General features: G+C 65.7%; 19 protein-coding genes and 1 pseudogene. 10 read left to right on the top strand and 10 right to left on the bottom strand.

Features of this window, described 5'->3' with window-relative positions; translation table 11 throughout:
* The first annotated feature begins 155 nt into the window (after nucleotides 1–155).
* A complete protein-coding gene (locus DI605_RS05595) occupies nucleotides 156–1,517 on the top strand; it encodes a DEAD/DEAH box helicase (protein ID WP_293970337.1) in 1,362 nt (453 codons plus the stop codon).
* 83 nt (nucleotides 1,518–1,600) lie between these two features.
* On the opposite strand, the gene DI605_RS05590 is transcribed toward DI605_RS05595, so the two are convergent.
* The 6 genes and pseudogenes from DI605_RS05590 to DI605_RS05565 all read right to left on the bottom strand — a co-directional run.
* Nucleotides 1,601–2,227 (bottom strand): DedA family protein, encoded by a 627-nt coding sequence (locus DI605_RS05590; RefSeq protein ID WP_293971382.1) that lies wholly within the window; start codon nucleotides 2,225–2,227, stop codon nucleotides 1,601–1,603.
* A 26-nt stretch (nucleotides 2,228–2,253) separates the two neighbouring features.
* Nucleotides 2,254–2,553, bottom strand: coding sequence for a hypothetical protein (locus tag DI605_RS05585; protein WP_293970334.1), 300 nt, complete (start codon nucleotides 2,551–2,553; stop codon nucleotides 2,254–2,256).
* Nucleotides 2,554–2,558: 5 nt separating this feature from the next.
* Entirely contained in the window at nucleotides 2,559–3,383 is an 825-nt protein-coding gene (locus tag DI605_RS05580) for a zeta toxin family protein (protein WP_293970332.1), read from the bottom strand.
* Nucleotides 3,384–3,447: 64 nt separating this feature from the next.
* The gene (gene hslU / locus DI605_RS05575; RefSeq protein WP_293970329.1) at nucleotides 3,448–4,746 is read right to left on the bottom strand and encodes an ATP-dependent protease ATPase subunit HslU; all 1,299 of its coding nucleotides are present in this window, start codon (nucleotides 4,744–4,746) and stop codon (nucleotides 3,448–3,450) included.
* A gap of 110 nt (nucleotides 4,747–4,856) precedes the next feature.
* A complete protein-coding gene (gene hslV / locus DI605_RS05570) occupies nucleotides 4,857–5,423 on the bottom strand; it encodes an ATP-dependent protease subunit HslV (protein ID WP_293970326.1) in 567 nt (188 codons plus the stop codon).
* A gap of 163 nt (nucleotides 5,424–5,586) precedes the next feature.
* A pseudogene (locus tag DI605_RS05565) lies at nucleotides 5,587–5,826 on the bottom strand (3TM-type holin); the annotation flags it as partial.
* A 196-nt stretch (nucleotides 5,827–6,022) separates the two neighbouring features.
* On the opposite strand from DI605_RS05565, the gene DI605_RS05560 reads away from it, so the two are divergent.
* Nucleotides 6,023–6,757, top strand: a complete 735-nt coding sequence (locus DI605_RS05560; RefSeq protein ID WP_293970324.1) for a metallophosphoesterase — start codon at nucleotides 6,023–6,025, stop codon at nucleotides 6,755–6,757.
* Nucleotides 6,758–6,784: 27 nt separating this feature from the next.
* On the opposite strand, the gene DI605_RS05555 is transcribed toward DI605_RS05560, so the two are convergent.
* The 3 genes from DI605_RS05555 to DI605_RS05545 are packed head-to-tail and all read right to left on the bottom strand — an operon-like array spanning nucleotide 6,785 to nucleotide 9,242.
* A complete protein-coding gene (locus DI605_RS05555) occupies nucleotides 6,785–7,261 on the bottom strand; it encodes a c-type cytochrome (protein WP_293970321.1) in 477 nt (158 codons plus the stop codon).
* A gap of 47 nt (nucleotides 7,262–7,308) precedes the next feature.
* Complete coding sequence (locus DI605_RS05550) at nucleotides 7,309–8,013, bottom strand: hypothetical protein (protein WP_293970318.1); 705 nt, start codon at nucleotides 8,011–8,013, stop codon at nucleotides 7,309–7,311.
* A 17-nt stretch (nucleotides 8,014–8,030) separates the two neighbouring features.
* The gene (locus DI605_RS05545) at nucleotides 8,031–9,242 is read right to left on the bottom strand and encodes a toxic anion resistance protein (RefSeq protein ID WP_293970315.1); all 1,212 of its coding nucleotides are present in this window, start codon (nucleotides 9,240–9,242) and stop codon (nucleotides 8,031–8,033) included.
* 347 nt (nucleotides 9,243–9,589) lie between these two features.
* Between DI605_RS05545 and DI605_RS05540 the strand changes: the two genes are divergently transcribed.
* Complete coding sequence (locus DI605_RS05540) at nucleotides 9,590–10,456, top strand: hypothetical protein (RefSeq protein WP_293970312.1); 867 nt, start codon at nucleotides 9,590–9,592, stop codon at nucleotides 10,454–10,456.
* Between the two features lie 219 nt (nucleotides 10,457–10,675).
* Here DI605_RS05540 and DI605_RS05535 read toward each other — a convergent pair whose 3' ends face one another.
* Nucleotides 10,676–11,935, bottom strand: a complete 1,260-nt coding sequence (locus tag DI605_RS05535) for an integrase arm-type DNA-binding domain-containing protein (RefSeq protein WP_293970309.1) — start codon at nucleotides 11,933–11,935, stop codon at nucleotides 10,676–10,678.
* 43 nt (nucleotides 11,936–11,978) lie between these two features.
* On the opposite strand from DI605_RS05535, the gene DI605_RS05530 reads away from it, so the two are divergent.
* From DI605_RS05530 to DI605_RS05500, 7 genes are all read left to right on the top strand, one after another.
* Nucleotides 11,979–12,275, top strand: a complete 297-nt coding sequence (locus DI605_RS05530; protein ID WP_293970305.1) for a hypothetical protein — start codon at nucleotides 11,979–11,981, stop codon at nucleotides 12,273–12,275.
* A 154-nt stretch (nucleotides 12,276–12,429) separates the two neighbouring features.
* Nucleotides 12,430–12,771, top strand: a complete 342-nt coding sequence (locus tag DI605_RS05525) for a hypothetical protein (RefSeq protein WP_293970302.1) — start codon at nucleotides 12,430–12,432, stop codon at nucleotides 12,769–12,771.
* An 88-nt stretch (nucleotides 12,772–12,859) separates the two neighbouring features.
* The gene (locus tag DI605_RS05520; protein ID WP_293970299.1) at nucleotides 12,860–13,096 is read left to right on the top strand and encodes a hypothetical protein; all 237 of its coding nucleotides are present in this window, start codon (nucleotides 12,860–12,862) and stop codon (nucleotides 13,094–13,096) included.
* Nucleotides 13,097–13,557: 461 nt separating this feature from the next.
* Nucleotides 13,558–13,878, top strand: a complete 321-nt coding sequence (locus tag DI605_RS05515) for a type II toxin-antitoxin system RelE/ParE family toxin (RefSeq protein WP_293970296.1) — start codon at nucleotides 13,558–13,560, stop codon at nucleotides 13,876–13,878.
* On the top strand, nucleotides 13,878–14,183 hold the full coding sequence (locus tag DI605_RS05510; protein ID WP_293970293.1) for a HigA family addiction module antitoxin: 306 nt from the start codon (nucleotides 13,878–13,880) through the stop codon (nucleotides 14,181–14,183). Before DI605_RS05515 ends, DI605_RS05510 begins: the two co-directional genes overlap by 1 nt.
* Before the next feature lie 4 nt (nucleotides 14,184–14,187).
* On the top strand, nucleotides 14,188–14,463 hold the full coding sequence (locus tag DI605_RS05505) for a BrnA antitoxin family protein (RefSeq protein WP_293970290.1): 276 nt from the start codon (nucleotides 14,188–14,190) through the stop codon (nucleotides 14,461–14,463).
* Nucleotides 14,460–15,152 carry a hypothetical protein gene (locus DI605_RS05500; protein ID WP_293970287.1) on the top strand — a complete coding sequence of 231 codons (693 nt, stop codon included), beginning with the start codon at nucleotides 14,460–14,462 and terminating at the stop codon, nucleotides 15,150–15,152. The genes DI605_RS05505 and DI605_RS05500 overlap by 4 nt, the downstream gene beginning before the upstream one ends.
* The last annotated feature ends 7 nt before the right edge of the window (nucleotides 15,153–15,159 follow it).

The raw sequence follows: 15,159 nt of genomic DNA, 5'->3' as shown, positions 1-15,159 counted from the left end.
ACAGCGTGAACTCCGCGAAAGGCTTCGGCCGCGGTCGTGTCCGGTCCCTGGGCGCAAGCCACAGGCTCCCCTTTCACGCGGGTCGTCTCTTAACGAACCCGCTTGCGGACCGCGCCAAACCGGCCGGCCCCCACGCGATTACGCGAAAGTTTTTCATGACTGATTTTACGTCCCTCGGCCTTGCCGCGCCGATTCTCGATGCGCTCGCCGCCAAGGGCTACACCACGCCCACCCCGATCCAGCAGAAGGCGATTCCGGTCGTCATCGAGGGGCGCGACCTGTGCGGCATCGCGCAGACCGGCACGGGCAAGACGGCGGCCTTCGCGCTGCCCTCGCTCCACCGCCTCGCCGCAAACATGAAGCCGCGCCGCCCGAAGGCGTGCCGCATGCTCGTTCTCTCGCCAACCCGCGAACTGGCCAGCCAGATCGCCGACAGCTTCACGCTTTACGGCAAGAACCTGAAGCTCTCGGTCGCGACCATCTTCGGCGGCGTGCCGATCCCGCGCCAGATCAAGATGCTGGCGACCGGCATCGACATCGTCGTCGCCACCCCCGGCCGCCTGCTCGACCTGATCGACCAGCATGCGCTGTCGCTTCGCGATGTCGAGATCCTCGTTCTCGACGAGGCGGATCAGATGCTGGACCTCGGCTTCATCCATGCGCTGAAGCGGATCCATCGCCTGCTGCCGACCAAGCGTCAGACCCTGTTCTTCTCGGCCACGATGCCGAAGACGATCGCCGATCTGGGCGATAGCTTCCTGACCGATCCGATCAAGGTTTCGGTCGCGCCGCCCTCGACGACCGCCGAGCGCGTCGAACAGCGCGCCATCTTCGTCAATCAGTCCGAGAAGCAGGCGCTGCTGACGATGCGCCTGAAGAGCGATCCGATCGATCGCGCGCTGGTCTTCACCCGCACCAAGCATGGCGCGGATCGCGTGGTGAAGCATCTGGCGGCCGCCGGCATCTCGGCCAATGCGATCCACGGCAACAAGAGCCAGCCGCAGCGCGAACGCGCGCTGGCCGAGTTCCGCTCGGGCCAGTCGCCGATCCTGGTGGCGACCGACATTGCGGCGCGCGGCATCGACGTGGGCGGCGTGAGCCACGTCTATAATTTCGAACTGCCGAACGTGCCGGAGCAATATGTCCACCGCATCGGCCGTACGGCGCGGGCCGGCGCGGACGGCGTTGCCATCTCGTTCATCGCCGATGACGAGCGGCCCTACATGCGCTCGATCGAGAAGCTTACCCGGGTGAAGCCGACGATCGATCCGCTGCCGGAGAATTTCATGCAGGAGATGGCGCGTCTCCCCAAGCCCAAGGCGGAGGAGCGCCCGGCGCGTCCGCAGGGCCAGCGCCGGCCCGATCAGCGCCGCCATGATGGCGAGCGAGGCGGAGCCGAGCGTGCCGGCGGCGAGCGTCCCGCAGGCGGCCCCTCGCACCGTCGTCGTCGCCCCGGCGGCGGTGGCGGCGGGGTCGGCGCCCACAAGGGCGCGGTTCGCCGCACCGGCGGTCGCTGAACGGAACGGGGCGCTCCTTCGGGAGCGCCCTTTTTTTGTGCCGCCCCGGGCTCAGCGCGGACGAAGGGAAGGGCGGACGCGTCTCAGCGCGCCGGTTTCTTCAGCTTGTGCCAGAGGATGAAGACGATGCCGATCGCGAGCACCGCCACGACCGCGGCGTCTGCGCTGTGGAGGATCCGGCCGAGCCGCGGATCGGTGTGCCAGGCCGCGCCCAGTTTCATGCCGACCCAGGCCAGCCCGAAGCACCACGGCCAGGATCCCACGAACGTATAGATATGGAACTTCACGAGCGGCATCCGCGCCACACCGGCCGGGAAGGCGATGAAGGAGCGGACGAAGGGCAGCAGCCGGCAGATCAGCACGGTCGCGCTGCCCCAGCGGGCGAAGAAGCGCTCGGCCAATTCCAGATCGTGCATGTTGAGCAGCACATATTTGCCCCAGCGCTCCACGAACGGCCGCCCGCCGCGCTTGCCGACCTCATAGGCGACGATCGAGCCGAGATTGCAGCCGATGGCGCCGGCGGTGGCCGCCCAGAGCAACGAAAAGCGCCCGGTGGAGACGAGATAGCCGGCGAACGGCATGATGATCTCGGAAGGCAGGGGAATGCAGGCGCTTTCGATCGCCATCAGCCCGACGATGCCCAGATAGCCGCCCGCCGAGATGACGGAGATGATCCAGGCGGCGACGGGCGCGAGGATGCGTTCGACAATCGACATGTGGCAAGTTTTCCCGAGGACTATTCCTCCCCGGCGATTACCTGCTCCTGAAGGGAAATGACCACCTTTTTCGCCGCCTTGCGCGCGTTGACCTCATCTACCCGCCGTCGCAGGGTCGCGGCCGACACCGTGGCCTTCCTGACCGTGGAGGCGGGCACGGGCCTGGCGGCCAGGGTCTTGTCCGTGACCTTCTTGGCCAGTTTTCGAAGAACGTGCGCGGGCAGGACGTCCAGAAGGTAATTTGCGGCGATCTCCCGGCATTCGACCGCATCCCCGGCTTCGGGGCGCTGAGCGATCAGCCGACTGATCCGATCATCCATAAGCTTTATCTAGGCTTCCTGATTTGGGGGTCAAGCGTATTTTTGGAGTATTCCGAAATGAGTTTCGGATGTTCGCCCATGGAAACAAGGTTGTCCCTGAACGACCATCCGCTCTTTTCGTTTCTCGCTTCGTCGAATACGGCCTCATTGTCGCGGTTATCGAGAATGACTTCGATCGGAACGTAGCGCCCTCCTGGGGCAGCGGCGCGAATCGATGCCCGAACGGCGGCATCTATTCTTGGAAGAAACATGTAATGGATGAAGATATCATGAGTCCCAGCGAACATGGATAGTTTCTGAAGCGCGCCGGCTCGACTCTTCATCGTCACGTCGAGGACGACGTTAAGGCCGAGCGCGGCGGCGGTCCGCACGAGAACCTCGACTATGTCGCTGCTCTCCTCATGAAAGGCGAAGGCATTCCAGCCTTCATAGCCCGGCAGTTCGGCTTTCACGGCATCCGGGTCTATGACGAGAAACGCCTCGTCATAGACCCGATTCCGAAACCAACTCTTCCCTGATCCTCCGCGGCCGCCCAGCATCATCATGATAGGCCGACGGCCCGGCCTCGGTGTCGATCGGACGAGCGTTTCGACATCGAGGATGCGGCTTATGATCGTCTGATGCAGCTTCAGCCGGTCCCGCGTGTAGGTTCCGTTCTGGCGGTGGATGTCGACCGTCTCGACAACCTCATTCAGCGCCTCCCGGATCTCCAGCAATCGTGCACGTTGCCCGTGGTTGAGGTGGGCGAGGACTGCGGTGCTATCGATCTCTCGGCTATTGTGAGCCCAGGCGTAGAACGCCGCCCGAAACAGATCCGCCTTTGTCGCCAATTTCAGCCCCCCGACCGAGGGGAAGACTTAACCGGAACGGAAGCGTTCCGCTACCACGGCGGCGCTACAGCACATATTTCGACAGATCCGTATCGCGCGCCACGGCCGAGAGCTGGGCCTCGACATAGGCGGCGTCGACGGTGATCGTCGTGCCCTGGCGATCCTCCGCGTCGAAGCTCACTTCCTCCAGCAATTTCTCCATCACGGTCTGGAGACGGCGGGCGCCGATATTCTCGATCTGATCGTTCACCTGCGCGGCGATGCGCGCGATGGCGGCGATGCCATCGTCGGTGAAGGCGATCTCCACGCCCTCCGTGGCGATCAGCGCGCGATATTGCTCGGTGAGGCTGGCGCGCGTGTCCGAAAGGATGCGCACGAAATCAGCCTCGGTGAGCGCCTTCAGCTCGACGCGGATCGGGAGGCGCCCCTGAAGCTCGGGCAGCAGATCGCTGGGTTTGGCGACATGAAAGGCGCCCGATGCGATGAAGAGGACGTGATCGGTTTTCATCGGGCCATATTTCGTGGCGACGGTGGTGCCCTCGATCAGCGGCAGCAGATCGCGCTGGACGCCCTCGCGGCTGACGGAGCCGCCGCGCACATCGGACACGGCGATCTTGTCCACCTCATCGAGGAAGACGATGCCATTGGCTTCGGCATCGGCCAGCGCCTGCCGGCTCACCTCGTCCTGATCCAGCCGCTTGTCGGCCTCCTCGTCCACCAGCTTGGCCCAGGCTGCGCGCACGGGCAGCTTGCGCTTCTTGAGCTTCGATCCGCCGAGCTTGCCCATGATGTCGCCCAGATTGATCATGCTCATCTGGCCGGGCATGCCCGGTATCTCCATCTGCGCGCCGCCCGTATCCTCCAGCTCGATCTCGATCTCGGACTGGTCGAGATGGCCGTCCTGGAAACGCTGGCGGAAGGCGGTGCGCGTGGCTTCGGACGCATCCTTGCCGACGAGCGCATCCAGCAGGCGGGACATAGCGGCGTCCTCCGCCTTGTCCTTCACGGCGGCGCGGCGGCGCTCCTTTTCGAGACGGATCGCCTCCTCCACCAGATCGCGCGCGATCTGTTCCACATCGCGGCCGACATAGCCGACCTCGGTGAACTTGGTGGCCTCCACCTTCACGAAGGGCGCATCGGCCAGCTTCGCGAGGCGGCGGCTGATCTCCGTCTTGCCGCAGCCAGTGGGCCCGATCATCAGGATGTTCTTCGGCGAGACCTCGTCGCGCAGATCCTCCGGCAGGCGCTGGCGCCGCCAGCGATTGCGGAGGGCGACGGCGACGGCGCGCTTGGCATCGGTCTGGCCCACGATATGCGCGTCGAGCGCCGCGACAATGGCCTTGGGGGTAAGGGACTGGTTCATTTGCATCCTTCTCCCCTCCCGAAAAGGGAGGGGCCGGGGGGAGGGTGGAAGAGAAGGAGAGGGCGCGCGAGGCGGCGACCCGCCCCAACCCCTTCCTTCCAGGGACGGGTTCAGTCGTCGGACTTCGGTTCCTCGATCGTTTCGATCGTGAGATTGCCGTTGGTGAACACGCAGAGATCGGCGGCGATTCCCATCGCCTTGCGGCAGATCGTCTCTGGATCCTGTTCGTAATCGACCAGAGCGCGGGCGGCGGAGAGCGCGTAATTGCCGCCCGAACCGATCGCGGCGATGCCGTTCTCGGGCTCCAGCACGTCGCCATTGCCGGTAAGGATCAGGGTCACGTCCTTGTCGGCCACGATCATCAGTGCTTCGAGATTGCGCAGATATTTGTCGGTGCGCCAGTCCTTGGCCAGTTCCACCGCCGCGCGGAGGAGCGCGCCGCGATATTGCTCCAGCTTGCGTTCCAGCCGTTCGAACAGGGTGAAGGCGTCCGCCGTGGCGCCCGCGAAGCCGGCGATGACGTGGCCGCCCTCGCCCAGCCGGCGCACCTTGCGCGCATTGGGCTTCATCACCGTGTTGCCCATCGAAACCTGGCCGTCTCCGGCCACCACCACCTTGCCGTTCCTGCGCACGGAGAGGATCGTCGTGCCGTGCCAGCCAATCTTGTCTTCGCTCATGTCCGTTCCGGTTCGTTGCGGGGCGGATATGGTGGCGCGGCGCGGGGGCTGCAATGCGGGCCGATCCGCAAGCCCGCCGGAAACGGAAAGTCACACGGAAATGGCACCTCCCCGGCAGGTGTGCACCCGCTTGCGATCATATGCGCGCCTGCGGCGGCCGGGCCTATCGCGCACGCGCCTTTCCCCATTCGCGGGCTACCGTATAGCCGAGATAGCCGGTGCCGAAGAGTGCATAGAGCGGCTCCGGAATCGCCGCGAAATAGGCGCGCATGCCCGCGGCGATCGCCTGCGCGGCGGCGGGTCGGAAAGCGGCGAGCAGGCCGACTGGCATGGCGGCAAGCAGCAGGACATACATCACGTAGAGGAAGGTGGGGCGGGCGCGGCGCGTGAAGCCATCGGCGGCGGCTTCGGGCGGAAACGGCACGGGAAGCTCGGCCTGGATCTGCGTGGACATGGGCGACTCCGGTTGAGAGAAACGCAGAATATAACCCATATGGTTATTCGTAGGACAGCGTTTGCTGTTTCCTGAAGGAGCTGTGACGCGAACGGCAGACTGGCGCCGGGGGAACCGCGATCGCGCCCCGCGCGTCCCCCCGGGCATGACGATCCGCCTGTTCCATGTTTCCGATCTGCATTTCGGCCGCGAGGATGAAGCCGCGGTGGCGCGCTTCGCGGAGATCGTGCGCACGGAGAAGCCCGATGCCGTGATCTGCACCGGCGATCTCACGATGCGTGCGCGCTCCCACGAATTCGCGGCCGCGACGGAGTGGCTGAAATCACTGGGCGTGCCGGTGACGATCGAGCCCGGCAATCACGATCTGCCGTACTTCAACCCGGTCCAACGCCTGCTGGATCCCTATAAGCGTTTCGCGCGGCTTGCCGCCGCCATGGATCGCCCGGTGGATCTGCCGGGCGTGATGATCGTGCCCCTGAAGACAACCGCGCGCATCCAGCCGCGCCGCCTGTCCTGGGGGCGCGTCTCGCGATCGGGGCTGATCCGCGCGCTGGCGCTGCTGGCGGAAAAGCCGGCGGGGGCGATTGCGCTGGTGACCTGTCACCATCCGCTCGTCCGCACCGATTTCGCGGGCCATGGCGATACGCTGGGCGGCGAGGGCGCTCTGGCGCTGCTGGCGGAGGCCGGGGCGGATGCGGTGCTTTCCGGCCATGTGCACGACGCCTTCGATGTGGCGCGGGATGCGGGCGGGCGGCGCGTGCGCCTGATCGGCGCGGGCACGCTATCGGAGCGCACGCGCACCAGCGCGCCTTCGTTCAACGAACTGAGGGTAAAGGACGGGCGGCTACGCGTGGAGGCGCGGGACGTGGCCGAGCCGTGAGCATTTCGGCTGCGCCGGATCTCGCCGTCACATTCCCGTTCGGGCATCCGGCCCCACGGCGAGGGCGCGACAACTGGCATCCGTGATCGTGCCTCCGCTTTGGGCCAGCAGGGCGATCACGTCGGCCCGATCGGCCCCATCGCTCAGCCCGGGAAAGGCCATCGCGCTGCCCGGCGCGAAACGCCCCGGATCGGCCAGCCACGCATCCATCCGCTCGCACGTCCAGCGCCCTCCGGCGCGCTTCAACGCGGCCGTATAGGCGAAGCGCGGACTGTTCGTTGCAACGGCGGCTCCGAGAACGGCCCACAGGTTCGGCCCGTCCCGATCCCCGGTGCCGACGCCGAGGCTGTGACAGGCGGCGCACTGGCGGAACAGACGTGCCCCGTTGGTGGGATCGGCGGCAGCAAGACGCTGGGGCAGAGGGGTGTCCGAAGAGACGGGGGCGTGCGGGCGCTGGTCGGTGCACGCCATCAGCAGTGCCGCCTGCATGATCGACAGACTCATGAATCCGGCGCGGAGCATCGATCGAGCCATTCGACGCAAGGGCGGTGTCAGCCTTCGGTTTCGTCCTTATATTTCAGCTCGAGATAGCGGCCCTGCGTGGCCAGCGCGCGCATGTCGCCGGCTGCCAGATCCTCGCTCATCCGGGCGAGCTCGTCATCCACCGCGCTCAGCCCCTGCATCAGCTGCACGTCCGGCCCGATGCCGTCGCGCGCCTTGCGCAGCGACAGGGGCACGCGCGCATAGCCCTGGATCAGCTCCGGCAGCTCCTCGGCCAGCAACTTGCGGATGCCGGCGGCGGCGGGTTCGTTGGGATCGAGCGCGGCGAGCTGCGGGCCCAGCGCATCCAGCTTCACGCCGATCCCGTCAATCAGGCGCGCGGCGGGCGGGGGCAGCAGCGGGCGCTGCGCCTGAAGCCACGTCTCGGTGCGGGGGGCGAGGCGGGCGAGATCGCTCTGGACAAGGCGTTCGGGCGTTTCCTCGATGCTGCGGGACGAGAAGAGGATGATCGCCCATGCCGCGACGAGCGCGAGCAGCGCGCCGGTGAAGCCGATCATGCCGATCGGCCCGATCGCCATGGCCCAGACGATCGCGGCGGCGAAGACGGCGGCCGTGGCGACCGCCAGCCGGCGCAGCGTGCGTATCGCCGCGGCATTGCGCTTGCGGCGTTCGCGGCGGGCCTGGACGCGGCCCTCGTCGGAAACGCGGCGCAGCAGCGCCTCTGCATCGGCGACCACGCGATGGGGATCGGGCATCTTGCTCTGTTCCTGCCTCAGCCGACCGGCTTGAACGGATCTTCGGGCGTCGTGCCCCCGCCCGTCAAGCGCGCCTGCGCGGCGCCTTCCGCCCGCGCGATATAGCCGCGCGATTTTTCCACCTCGCTCGTCAGGCTGTTCACGGTGGTCTTCATCGAATCCAGCGCCTCCAGCTTGAAGCGATCGATCGAATCCATCGTGTCGTAGATGTTCTGGAAGGCGCGTTGCAGCGTTTCGAGCGGGATGGTGGAGGCGGCCGCCTGCTTGTGGATCTCGCCCGTCTGGCTGCGCAGAAGCTCACCCGTGCTGTCGATGATGTTGGCGGTGGTGGTGTTCAGCTGCGTGATCTGCTGGAGCACCAGCTTCTGATTGGTCAGCGCCTGCGCGACCGTGACGGCCGTGCGCAGCGCGGAAACAGTGGTGGTGGAGGCGCGATCGACGCCCTTCACCAGCTCCACATTGTTCTTCTTGACGAGATCCAGCGCCAGATAGCCCTGCACGGTCACCGCCATTTGCGTCAACAGATCCTGCGCTCGCTGGCGGACATAGAAGAGCGCCGTCTCGCGGATCGCCTTGGCCTTCACGGGATCGGTGCTGTCGAGATCCAGCGCCTTGGCCTCCAGCTTCGTATCCAGCGCCTTGGCGACATGGATCATCTGCTCCAGCCGGCCCATCGCCGCCCACATATTCTGCCGCTCCACATCGATCGCGGCATTGTCCTTGATGAGTTCGTCCTTGCCCGAGGAGAGCGAGGAGAGAATCGAGGAAATGTGGGTCTGGGCCGATTTGTAGCTGTCGAAATAATTGCGCAGCTTGTTGCCGAACGGAATCACGCCGAACAGCTTCTTGGGCGCGAGCAGATTGCCCTTCCGGCCGGGATCAAGATCCTCGATCGTGCGGCGCAGTTCTGCAAGGTCCGCGCCGACGCCGCTCTCCCCATCCATCGCGCGCACCGGGCGATCGAGGAAACGGTTGGACTGGCCGGCGGCCTCGGCAATCTCGCGCCGGCCCATATTGGTGATCTGATCCACCTTCTTGCCGAATTCGGGCGAATTGGCATCGAGCGCGGCGAGATCCTCGACGAAGCCCTCGGCCTTCTCCTCCAGCTGGCTCTTCTGCTCGTCCTTCAATGGAACGAGGCCCGCCGCCCTGGCGGGCGCGATCGCCTGCACCGGCGTCGGTGGGGTCAGCACCAGATCGGTTTCGGTCTCGGTCGCCGTCGTCGCCATCGTCAGGAAGCTCCACTCGTCATGCCCGCAAAATGGACGTTCAAGCTGTATGGTGCAAGTGAGACGGACTGAACCGGGCGCGCGGTTTAAAGCGTGACCCTGCGGGCGTCGGGGGGCGCTCGCCAGCATAACGAAGGTGAGAGGGGGCTGCGCGCGCGCGGTCCGCCTTCGCGCGTCCGTGCGCCGCCATAGGGCGCGCTGATCTCCATCACATCGCTGGCGCGCCTGATCGGCGGCTGAGACCTGCGTTTCAGCCGGCGATTTCGTGCGTCCGTCGTCCCTCGATCCGGCCGAAGAGCCGGGAGGCCGAGCATGACCTTCTGCACATCGTTTTCCGGAGCTGCGCTGTGAGCGCGGCCCTCCCCATCGGCGCCGCGATCGGTGCGCGCAAACAGCGCGGCAGCGCGGACAATCCCACCGATCCGGTGCGGTCCTACAGCTACGACGTCGACGATCGACGCGCGCAGCCGTGGCGCAGAATCGGGGGCGGCCTGATCCAGGAGGGGATCGCCTTTCGGAAGGCGATGAAGCGCGTCATCGATGAGCTCGAGATGGCGCACACCAAGGGCGGCCATCGCGGCGCCTATCGCATCACCGCCGATCGCGCGATCGTGCTGAAGAAGATGGTCGACTTCCTCGACCACAAGACGGGCCAGCTGGATCCATCCTGGGAGAGGCTGGCCGACGCGAGCGGCCGCGGGCGCGGGACCGTCGATCGCGCGCTCGAGGCGGGCGAACGTCACGGCCTGTTCGGCCACGTCCGCCGATCGGTGAAGATCGACGGCGCCGAGGGGCAGCGCCGTCCCCAGCGCAAGCAGACGTCATCCGCGATCTATTTCGATCTGCAGCGCCGCATGGCGCCCGACATCTATGCGTCCTGGTGGAAGCATTATCTGGCCGAGCTGGCGAAGTTCGGCCGCTGGTTCAAATCCCGCGCCCGGCGGATCCTCTCGACCTTCAACGGCGACGCCGCGCCTTCGCCGCGCGAGCCCAAGGTCCATCGCCTCGTTGCGCGTGCCCGCCGCGAGGTGCCCCCGCAGCCCGCCAGGATGCCCGTGGAGGCCCGTCCCGGCCGCCCGGCCAACATCGAGGCCGAGGCGCCGACGCCCGCCCCTGGCCAGCCCAGCGCCGCCCTGCGGGCCATTCTCGAGCGGACGGCGCGCAATGCCTTCGGCCGCAGTCTCGACGAAATCGAGAACGAGGGTCCCAAATAGAGGCTCTACCCGGACGAAAAGAGCATAAGGAGACGCTTCGCGTCGCGCTGATTTGATTGTCCCCCCACCGAAATGGCTCAGCCAGATCACCCGCACGCTCAGGCGTGCTTTCGGGGCAGGGGCGGCTTGCGCCGCCCATGGGCTATGCGAGGGGGACGAGCACGATCCGTGCCACTCCTATCGTGCCCGCCCGCCCGGATCAGCCGTCGCGGAGCGCGATCATTCGGCCGCCGGCGGCTCGATCGTCGGGGCCGTGAGGATCTCCGCCCATTCCTCGAACAGCGATCGCCGCGTCGCATGGTGCTGCGCGCGGTTATAGGCGGCCTCCACCTTGTCCTTCGGCGCATGCGCCAGGGTCAGATCGATCGCGGCGCGGTCCGCCGGCCGGCGCTCGTTCAGGATGGTGGAGAAAGCGGCGCGCCAGCCGTGCGGCGAATGGCGGCCGGCCAGGCCGGCTGCGGCATGGACATCGAGAATGGCATTCTCGCCGATCGGCGATATGGCGCCGGCGCGGCGCGGGAAGACGAAGGGTGATCCGCCGGCGGCCGCCCGGGCCCGGCGCAGCAGCTCCACCGCCGCCGGCGCCAGCTGGACGATATGATCATAGGCGGCGTCCGCCTTGCGCGATCGCTTCAGCTTCATGCGCGCCGCGGGGATGCGCCAGGTGGGTTTAATTTTCGCCGCCTCATCCGAGGAAGTGAAAATTATACGATCCGCCGCGATGCCCTCGAATTCCTCCCAGCGCGCGCCGCGCGCGGATCCGCATCGCACGGCGGTGAGCGCCACCAGCTGGGCGGCCATGATCGCCGGCGCCGGCGCGCTGGCCGCGCCGATCGCGGCGAAGGCTCCGCGCACCTGGTCGATATCGGTCAGCGCCGCCTGGCGGCGGGTGTCCGGCCGATCGGCGAGCGCGCGCCGCACGATCGCGGCGGGATCATGGGTGGCGATCGCTTCCGCGATCGCGCGCACGAAGATGGCGGAGATGCGCTGGCAGACGCGGCGCGCGGTCTCGATCGAGCCGCGCTCCTCGATGCGCTGCAGCAGCTGGAGCACGACGGGCGCGTTGATCGCGGTGATCGGCATGGCGCCGATCGCGGGGAAGACATGCGTCTCGAGGCTGGCGAGCACGTCGCCGGCGTGCGCCGTCGACCAGCTCGACCGCTTCGCGGCATGCCAGCGGCGGGCGATCGTCTCGAAATTGTTGTCGGCCACAGGTTGATCGGGGGCTTTCCCCCGGCGCGGATCCTCGCCGGCGCGGAGGCGCCGGCGGGCCTCGTCGCGGAGCTCGCGCGCGTCGGCCAGGCTCACGTCGGGAAATGCGCCCAGGGTGAGCAGCTGCGGCTTGCCGCCCAGGCGAAACGACCAGCGCCAGGTGCGCCGTCCGGACGGCGCGACATGCAGATGCAGCCCGCCGGCGTCGGCGAGCTTGTAGGCGCGCGCCGTCGGCGCGGCCGCGCGGATGCGGGCAGCTGTCAGCATATTTCTTGATCCGGTTTTGATCGAGATGGGGTAGATGGGCGCTATGAGCGAGGCGGTCTTCGTGTGGCAGGATCTGGACACCGCTCCGCGCGACGGCACCCGGATCCTGCTGCTCACTTCGGACTTCGGCGCGATCGAGGGCTGTTGGGATGTGAGGGTGCCCAACTTCTACAAAAGCCAGGCGGGATGGGGCTCATACGACCCCGATAATGCGGAAGGTGATTGGACCTCGCACTTCAGCGACGGCGATGAATATCGCCGGCTTTATTGTGGGGCGACGCCCCAGGCTTGGGCGCCGCTTCCGGGTGGTGCTCGCGATTTTCTGCCCGAATTCCCTTAGCCGTGGCGGAGATGCCCTCCGCCACGCTCCAGCCCTGGCATCCCAATTGTACCCTCGCCTTTTGGGGGTAAAGTCGATGGAGCCTCAATACGGTAAGAGGGACGTCGGCAATCGCCCCAATAGCGGACGTCCGCCGACTGCGTTATGCACTCGCATGACGTTGAAGCATCTCTTCGGCTTGGTAATTATCGTCTTGGGTGGCTGTGGAAGTCGGCCGGCGCTTACGAGTTGTCCCGCGATCGAGTCTCTAAATGGACGCGATCCGACAGTAGACGCCCGCAAGGCATTCACTCAAGGGGATCGTCGGCTGTTGATGATGGGCGGCATAGTGGGGACCATTCCCGGCGCCGAGAACTCGAATATCCCAAGCCGGATGTTAGCCGGCACCAGCGACACTGAACCCTTGGCTTGCTCGAACCTTCGGACGAACGCGCAGCGATACGCGGAGACTTTCAACAAAGAGATGTCCGAACTCGCCGTGAAGAACGACCGCTAACCACCAGTTGCGGACATTCGCTCAGCGGGTGGCGGAGGCGCCCTCCGCCACCCTCCCCTCCGAGGAACGGGCATGATACCCATTCTTCATGAGTGAGCAGACCATAATCGAGCGAGTGGCCGTTGCCCTGCTCGCGGCTGTGGCGCCGTGGGCAGACTGGGAGACGGGCTCCCAGGAAGACCGCGAAAAGTGGATGACATACGCTCGCGCCGCGATCGCCGCGATGCGCGAGCCCACGGTCACGATGATCGCGTCATGCGGCGATCTACCCTGTTCGCAGCAGGAAGTGTGGGCGCGGTCGATCGACGCCGCTCTTCAACCGTGAAGGCGTGCTGGCGATGTAGCTCGATATTTTTCGGCCAGGCTAGTCTCGATCGCCATCTCGCAGAACACTCAGCGCACCGAGCGCCGCCACCATCGCCGTTCCGGCAGGCGGAGAGCGCTCTGCTAGGCCAACGTTGGACGGACGAGGAGGCGGAGCATCTTGTCGCTCTAGTCCGGTATGGCGCCGCCCGGGCGCGTTGACTTTTATCTCAACGTTCGGCCATTTGGCGGTTCGGCGAAAGCCGCTCCATCGTCGCTGCTGAAGCGTTAGGGGCGGTGAGTAGCCTGAGAATGGCGGAGGAACCCTCCGCCACCCAAAACCTAAGCTGCTGAAACGGCGTGAATTTTCGCAGGCTCGAAAAGCGCTGTACTCAACATTTTGTGGGTACAACCTATTTGCGCCGCCGGTGATGATGAGCTTGCCGGCGCTGGTCGCGGCGGTTGGGCGTGATCTGTAAGCTGATGATTGACAATTGTAAGCTTCTAGCTTACAATTGCTGCGTGGACATCGAGGCCATTTCTCACAAGGCGCTGCGCCGGTTCGTGGAAACCGGGAATGAGCGCGGCGTGCCCGAATTGATCCGTGTCCGCCGCATGATCGCGTTCCTTCTCGCGGCCGAAACGGAAGATGATTTCCGGGTTCCGCCCAATTTCGGCGCGCACATGCTCGCAGGTGATCGGGCGGGCACTTGGTCGCTGATCGTCACCCGGAACTGGCGGATGACATTTAAGGTCAACGAGGACGGCGCGATCGTCGATCTCGATCTCGAGGATTATCACTGATGGCTATCAAGGTGCATCCCAGCATTCATGTGCATCCCGGCGCGATTCTCCGGGAAGATGTCCTGCCGGCGCTGGGGCGGCCGAAGGCGGAGATCGCCCGCCTTCTCGGGGTATCGCGTCAGACGCTGTACGATATCCTCAACGAGGAGAAGCCGGTAACCTCGCAGATGGCGCTCCGGCTTGCGAAGATGCTCGGTGGCTCGCCCGGTCTCTGGCTTCGGATGCAGCAGGCCTACGATCTGGCGACATTAGCCCCGAAGATGGAGCGGGAGCTTGCGCAGATCCCGGCGCTGCAGGCGGCTTGATCCAATGAGTAAGGGGCCGCCCCCCGAGGGCTTCGATGAAAACCCGGAATGGACCGACGAGACGACCGCCCGCGCGCGACCGGCGAGCGAGGTGTTGCCTCCTCATGCCATGGCGGCGCTGGTGAGGCGCAAGCCTGGTCGTCCGGCCGGATCGACCACGTCCGCCAAGACGCAGGTGGCGCTGCGTGTCGATAACGACGTGATCGAGCGCTTCCGTGCAGGCGGCGCGGGCTGGCAGTCGCGCATGAACGAGGCGCTGCGAAAGGCTGTGGGATTGTGAGCGATCCGATCTATCTCACGTCCCCAGACGGCAAGAAGGAGCTGGTCGCCACCATCGCTGATCGGCGGGTGTATCCGCGCCCGCCTCGCCCTCTCCCCGAGGGAGCCTCTCTATTCAAATATCTGACGAAGCGAGAGTTTGCCGCCGCCTGGATCGAGGGCGGGACCGTTCCGGTCAATCCGGCGAGCTATTACCGCTCCGAACTTCGCGAAGGCGTGTTCACCCCTGACGAAGTGCGACAGACCCAAATGTTCGGCGTCCGACCTGATCAGCTTGCGACGATGCAAGGCTATTTCGGAGCGGGCGCGGGGACAGTGGTTATGCATAATTGCACGATCAACGGTGAGGCGATCGGTTTCGGCATATCCAACATCATCGATGAAGATTCCTACATCGAGTGCTATTCGCTCAGTCACCTTCGAATGACCCGCCGAAGGATGGGCAAAGAAAGCTGCGTGCGGATTATCGATCCGAAAGCACTGAAAGCCGTGTTGGACGAACAGATCGGCTCGGTATCCACTGCAGGGTGCATCACCTACACGACCGGCAATAACCGATCCCACTTCGAAAAGAGCATGGCGGATCGGTGGCAAGATGAGTTCCGGTTTTCATGGCCCGGCGTTTGCACCGGTCCCAAGTTCGTGACGCTGCCGCCGGGGATGGCGACACCGATCACTCCATACCCATGATCAGCCC

This window comes from Sphingomonas sp. (assembly GCF_003248515.1).
Classification (GTDB): domain Bacteria; phylum Pseudomonadota; class Alphaproteobacteria; order Sphingomonadales; family Sphingomonadaceae; genus Sphingomonas_I.
The sequence above is the reverse complement of the archived record's forward strand: the minus strand, read 5'-3'. Positions and strand labels throughout refer to the sequence as shown.

What these genes read in the sequence shown, in the direction of transcription:
- DI605_RS05595 (WP_293970337.1), top strand. Translation starts at nt 156, where the DNA reads ATGACTGATTTTACGTCCCTCGGCCTTGCCGCGCCGATTCTCGATGCG.
- DI605_RS05585 (WP_293970334.1), bottom strand. Translation starts at nt 2,553, where the DNA reads ATGGATGATCGGATCAGTCGGCTGATCGCTCAGCGCCCCGAAGCCGGG.
- hslU (WP_293970329.1), bottom strand. Translation starts at nt 4,746, where the DNA reads ATGAACCAGTCCCTTACCCCCAAGGCCATTGTCGCGGCGCTCGACGCG.
- hslV (WP_293970326.1), bottom strand. Translation starts at nt 5,423, where the DNA reads ATGAGCGAAGACAAGATTGGCTGGCACGGCACGACGATCCTCTCCGTG.
- DI605_RS05560 (WP_293970324.1), top strand. Translation starts at nt 6,023, where the DNA reads ATGACGATCCGCCTGTTCCATGTTTCCGATCTGCATTTCGGCCGCGAG.
- DI605_RS05555 (WP_293970321.1), bottom strand. Translation starts at nt 7,261, where the DNA reads ATGAGTCTGTCGATCATGCAGGCGGCACTGCTGATGGCGTGCACCGAC.
- DI605_RS05550 (WP_293970318.1), bottom strand. Translation starts at nt 8,013, where the DNA reads ATGCCCGATCCCCATCGCGTGGTCGCCGATGCAGAGGCGCTGCTGCGC.
- DI605_RS05545 (WP_293970315.1), bottom strand. Translation starts at nt 9,242, where the DNA reads ATGGCGACGACGGCGACCGAGACCGAAACCGATCTGGTGCTGACCCCA.
- DI605_RS05535 (WP_293970309.1), bottom strand. Translation starts at nt 11,935, where the DNA reads ATGCTGACAGCTGCCCGCATCCGCGCGGCCGCGCCGACGGCGCGCGCC.
- DI605_RS05530 (WP_293970305.1), top strand. Translation starts at nt 11,979, where the DNA reads ATGAGCGAGGCGGTCTTCGTGTGGCAGGATCTGGACACCGCTCCGCGC.
- DI605_RS05525 (WP_293970302.1), top strand. Translation starts at nt 12,430, where the DNA reads ATGACGTTGAAGCATCTCTTCGGCTTGGTAATTATCGTCTTGGGTGGC.
- DI605_RS05520 (WP_293970299.1), top strand. Translation starts at nt 12,860, where the DNA reads ATGAGTGAGCAGACCATAATCGAGCGAGTGGCCGTTGCCCTGCTCGCG.
- DI605_RS05515 (WP_293970296.1), top strand. Translation starts at nt 13,558, where the DNA reads ATGATTGACAATTGTAAGCTTCTAGCTTACAATTGCTGCGTGGACATC.
- DI605_RS05510 (WP_293970293.1), top strand. Translation starts at nt 13,878, where the DNA reads ATGGCTATCAAGGTGCATCCCAGCATTCATGTGCATCCCGGCGCGATT.
- DI605_RS05505 (WP_293970290.1), top strand. Translation starts at nt 14,188, where the DNA reads ATGAGTAAGGGGCCGCCCCCCGAGGGCTTCGATGAAAACCCGGAATGG.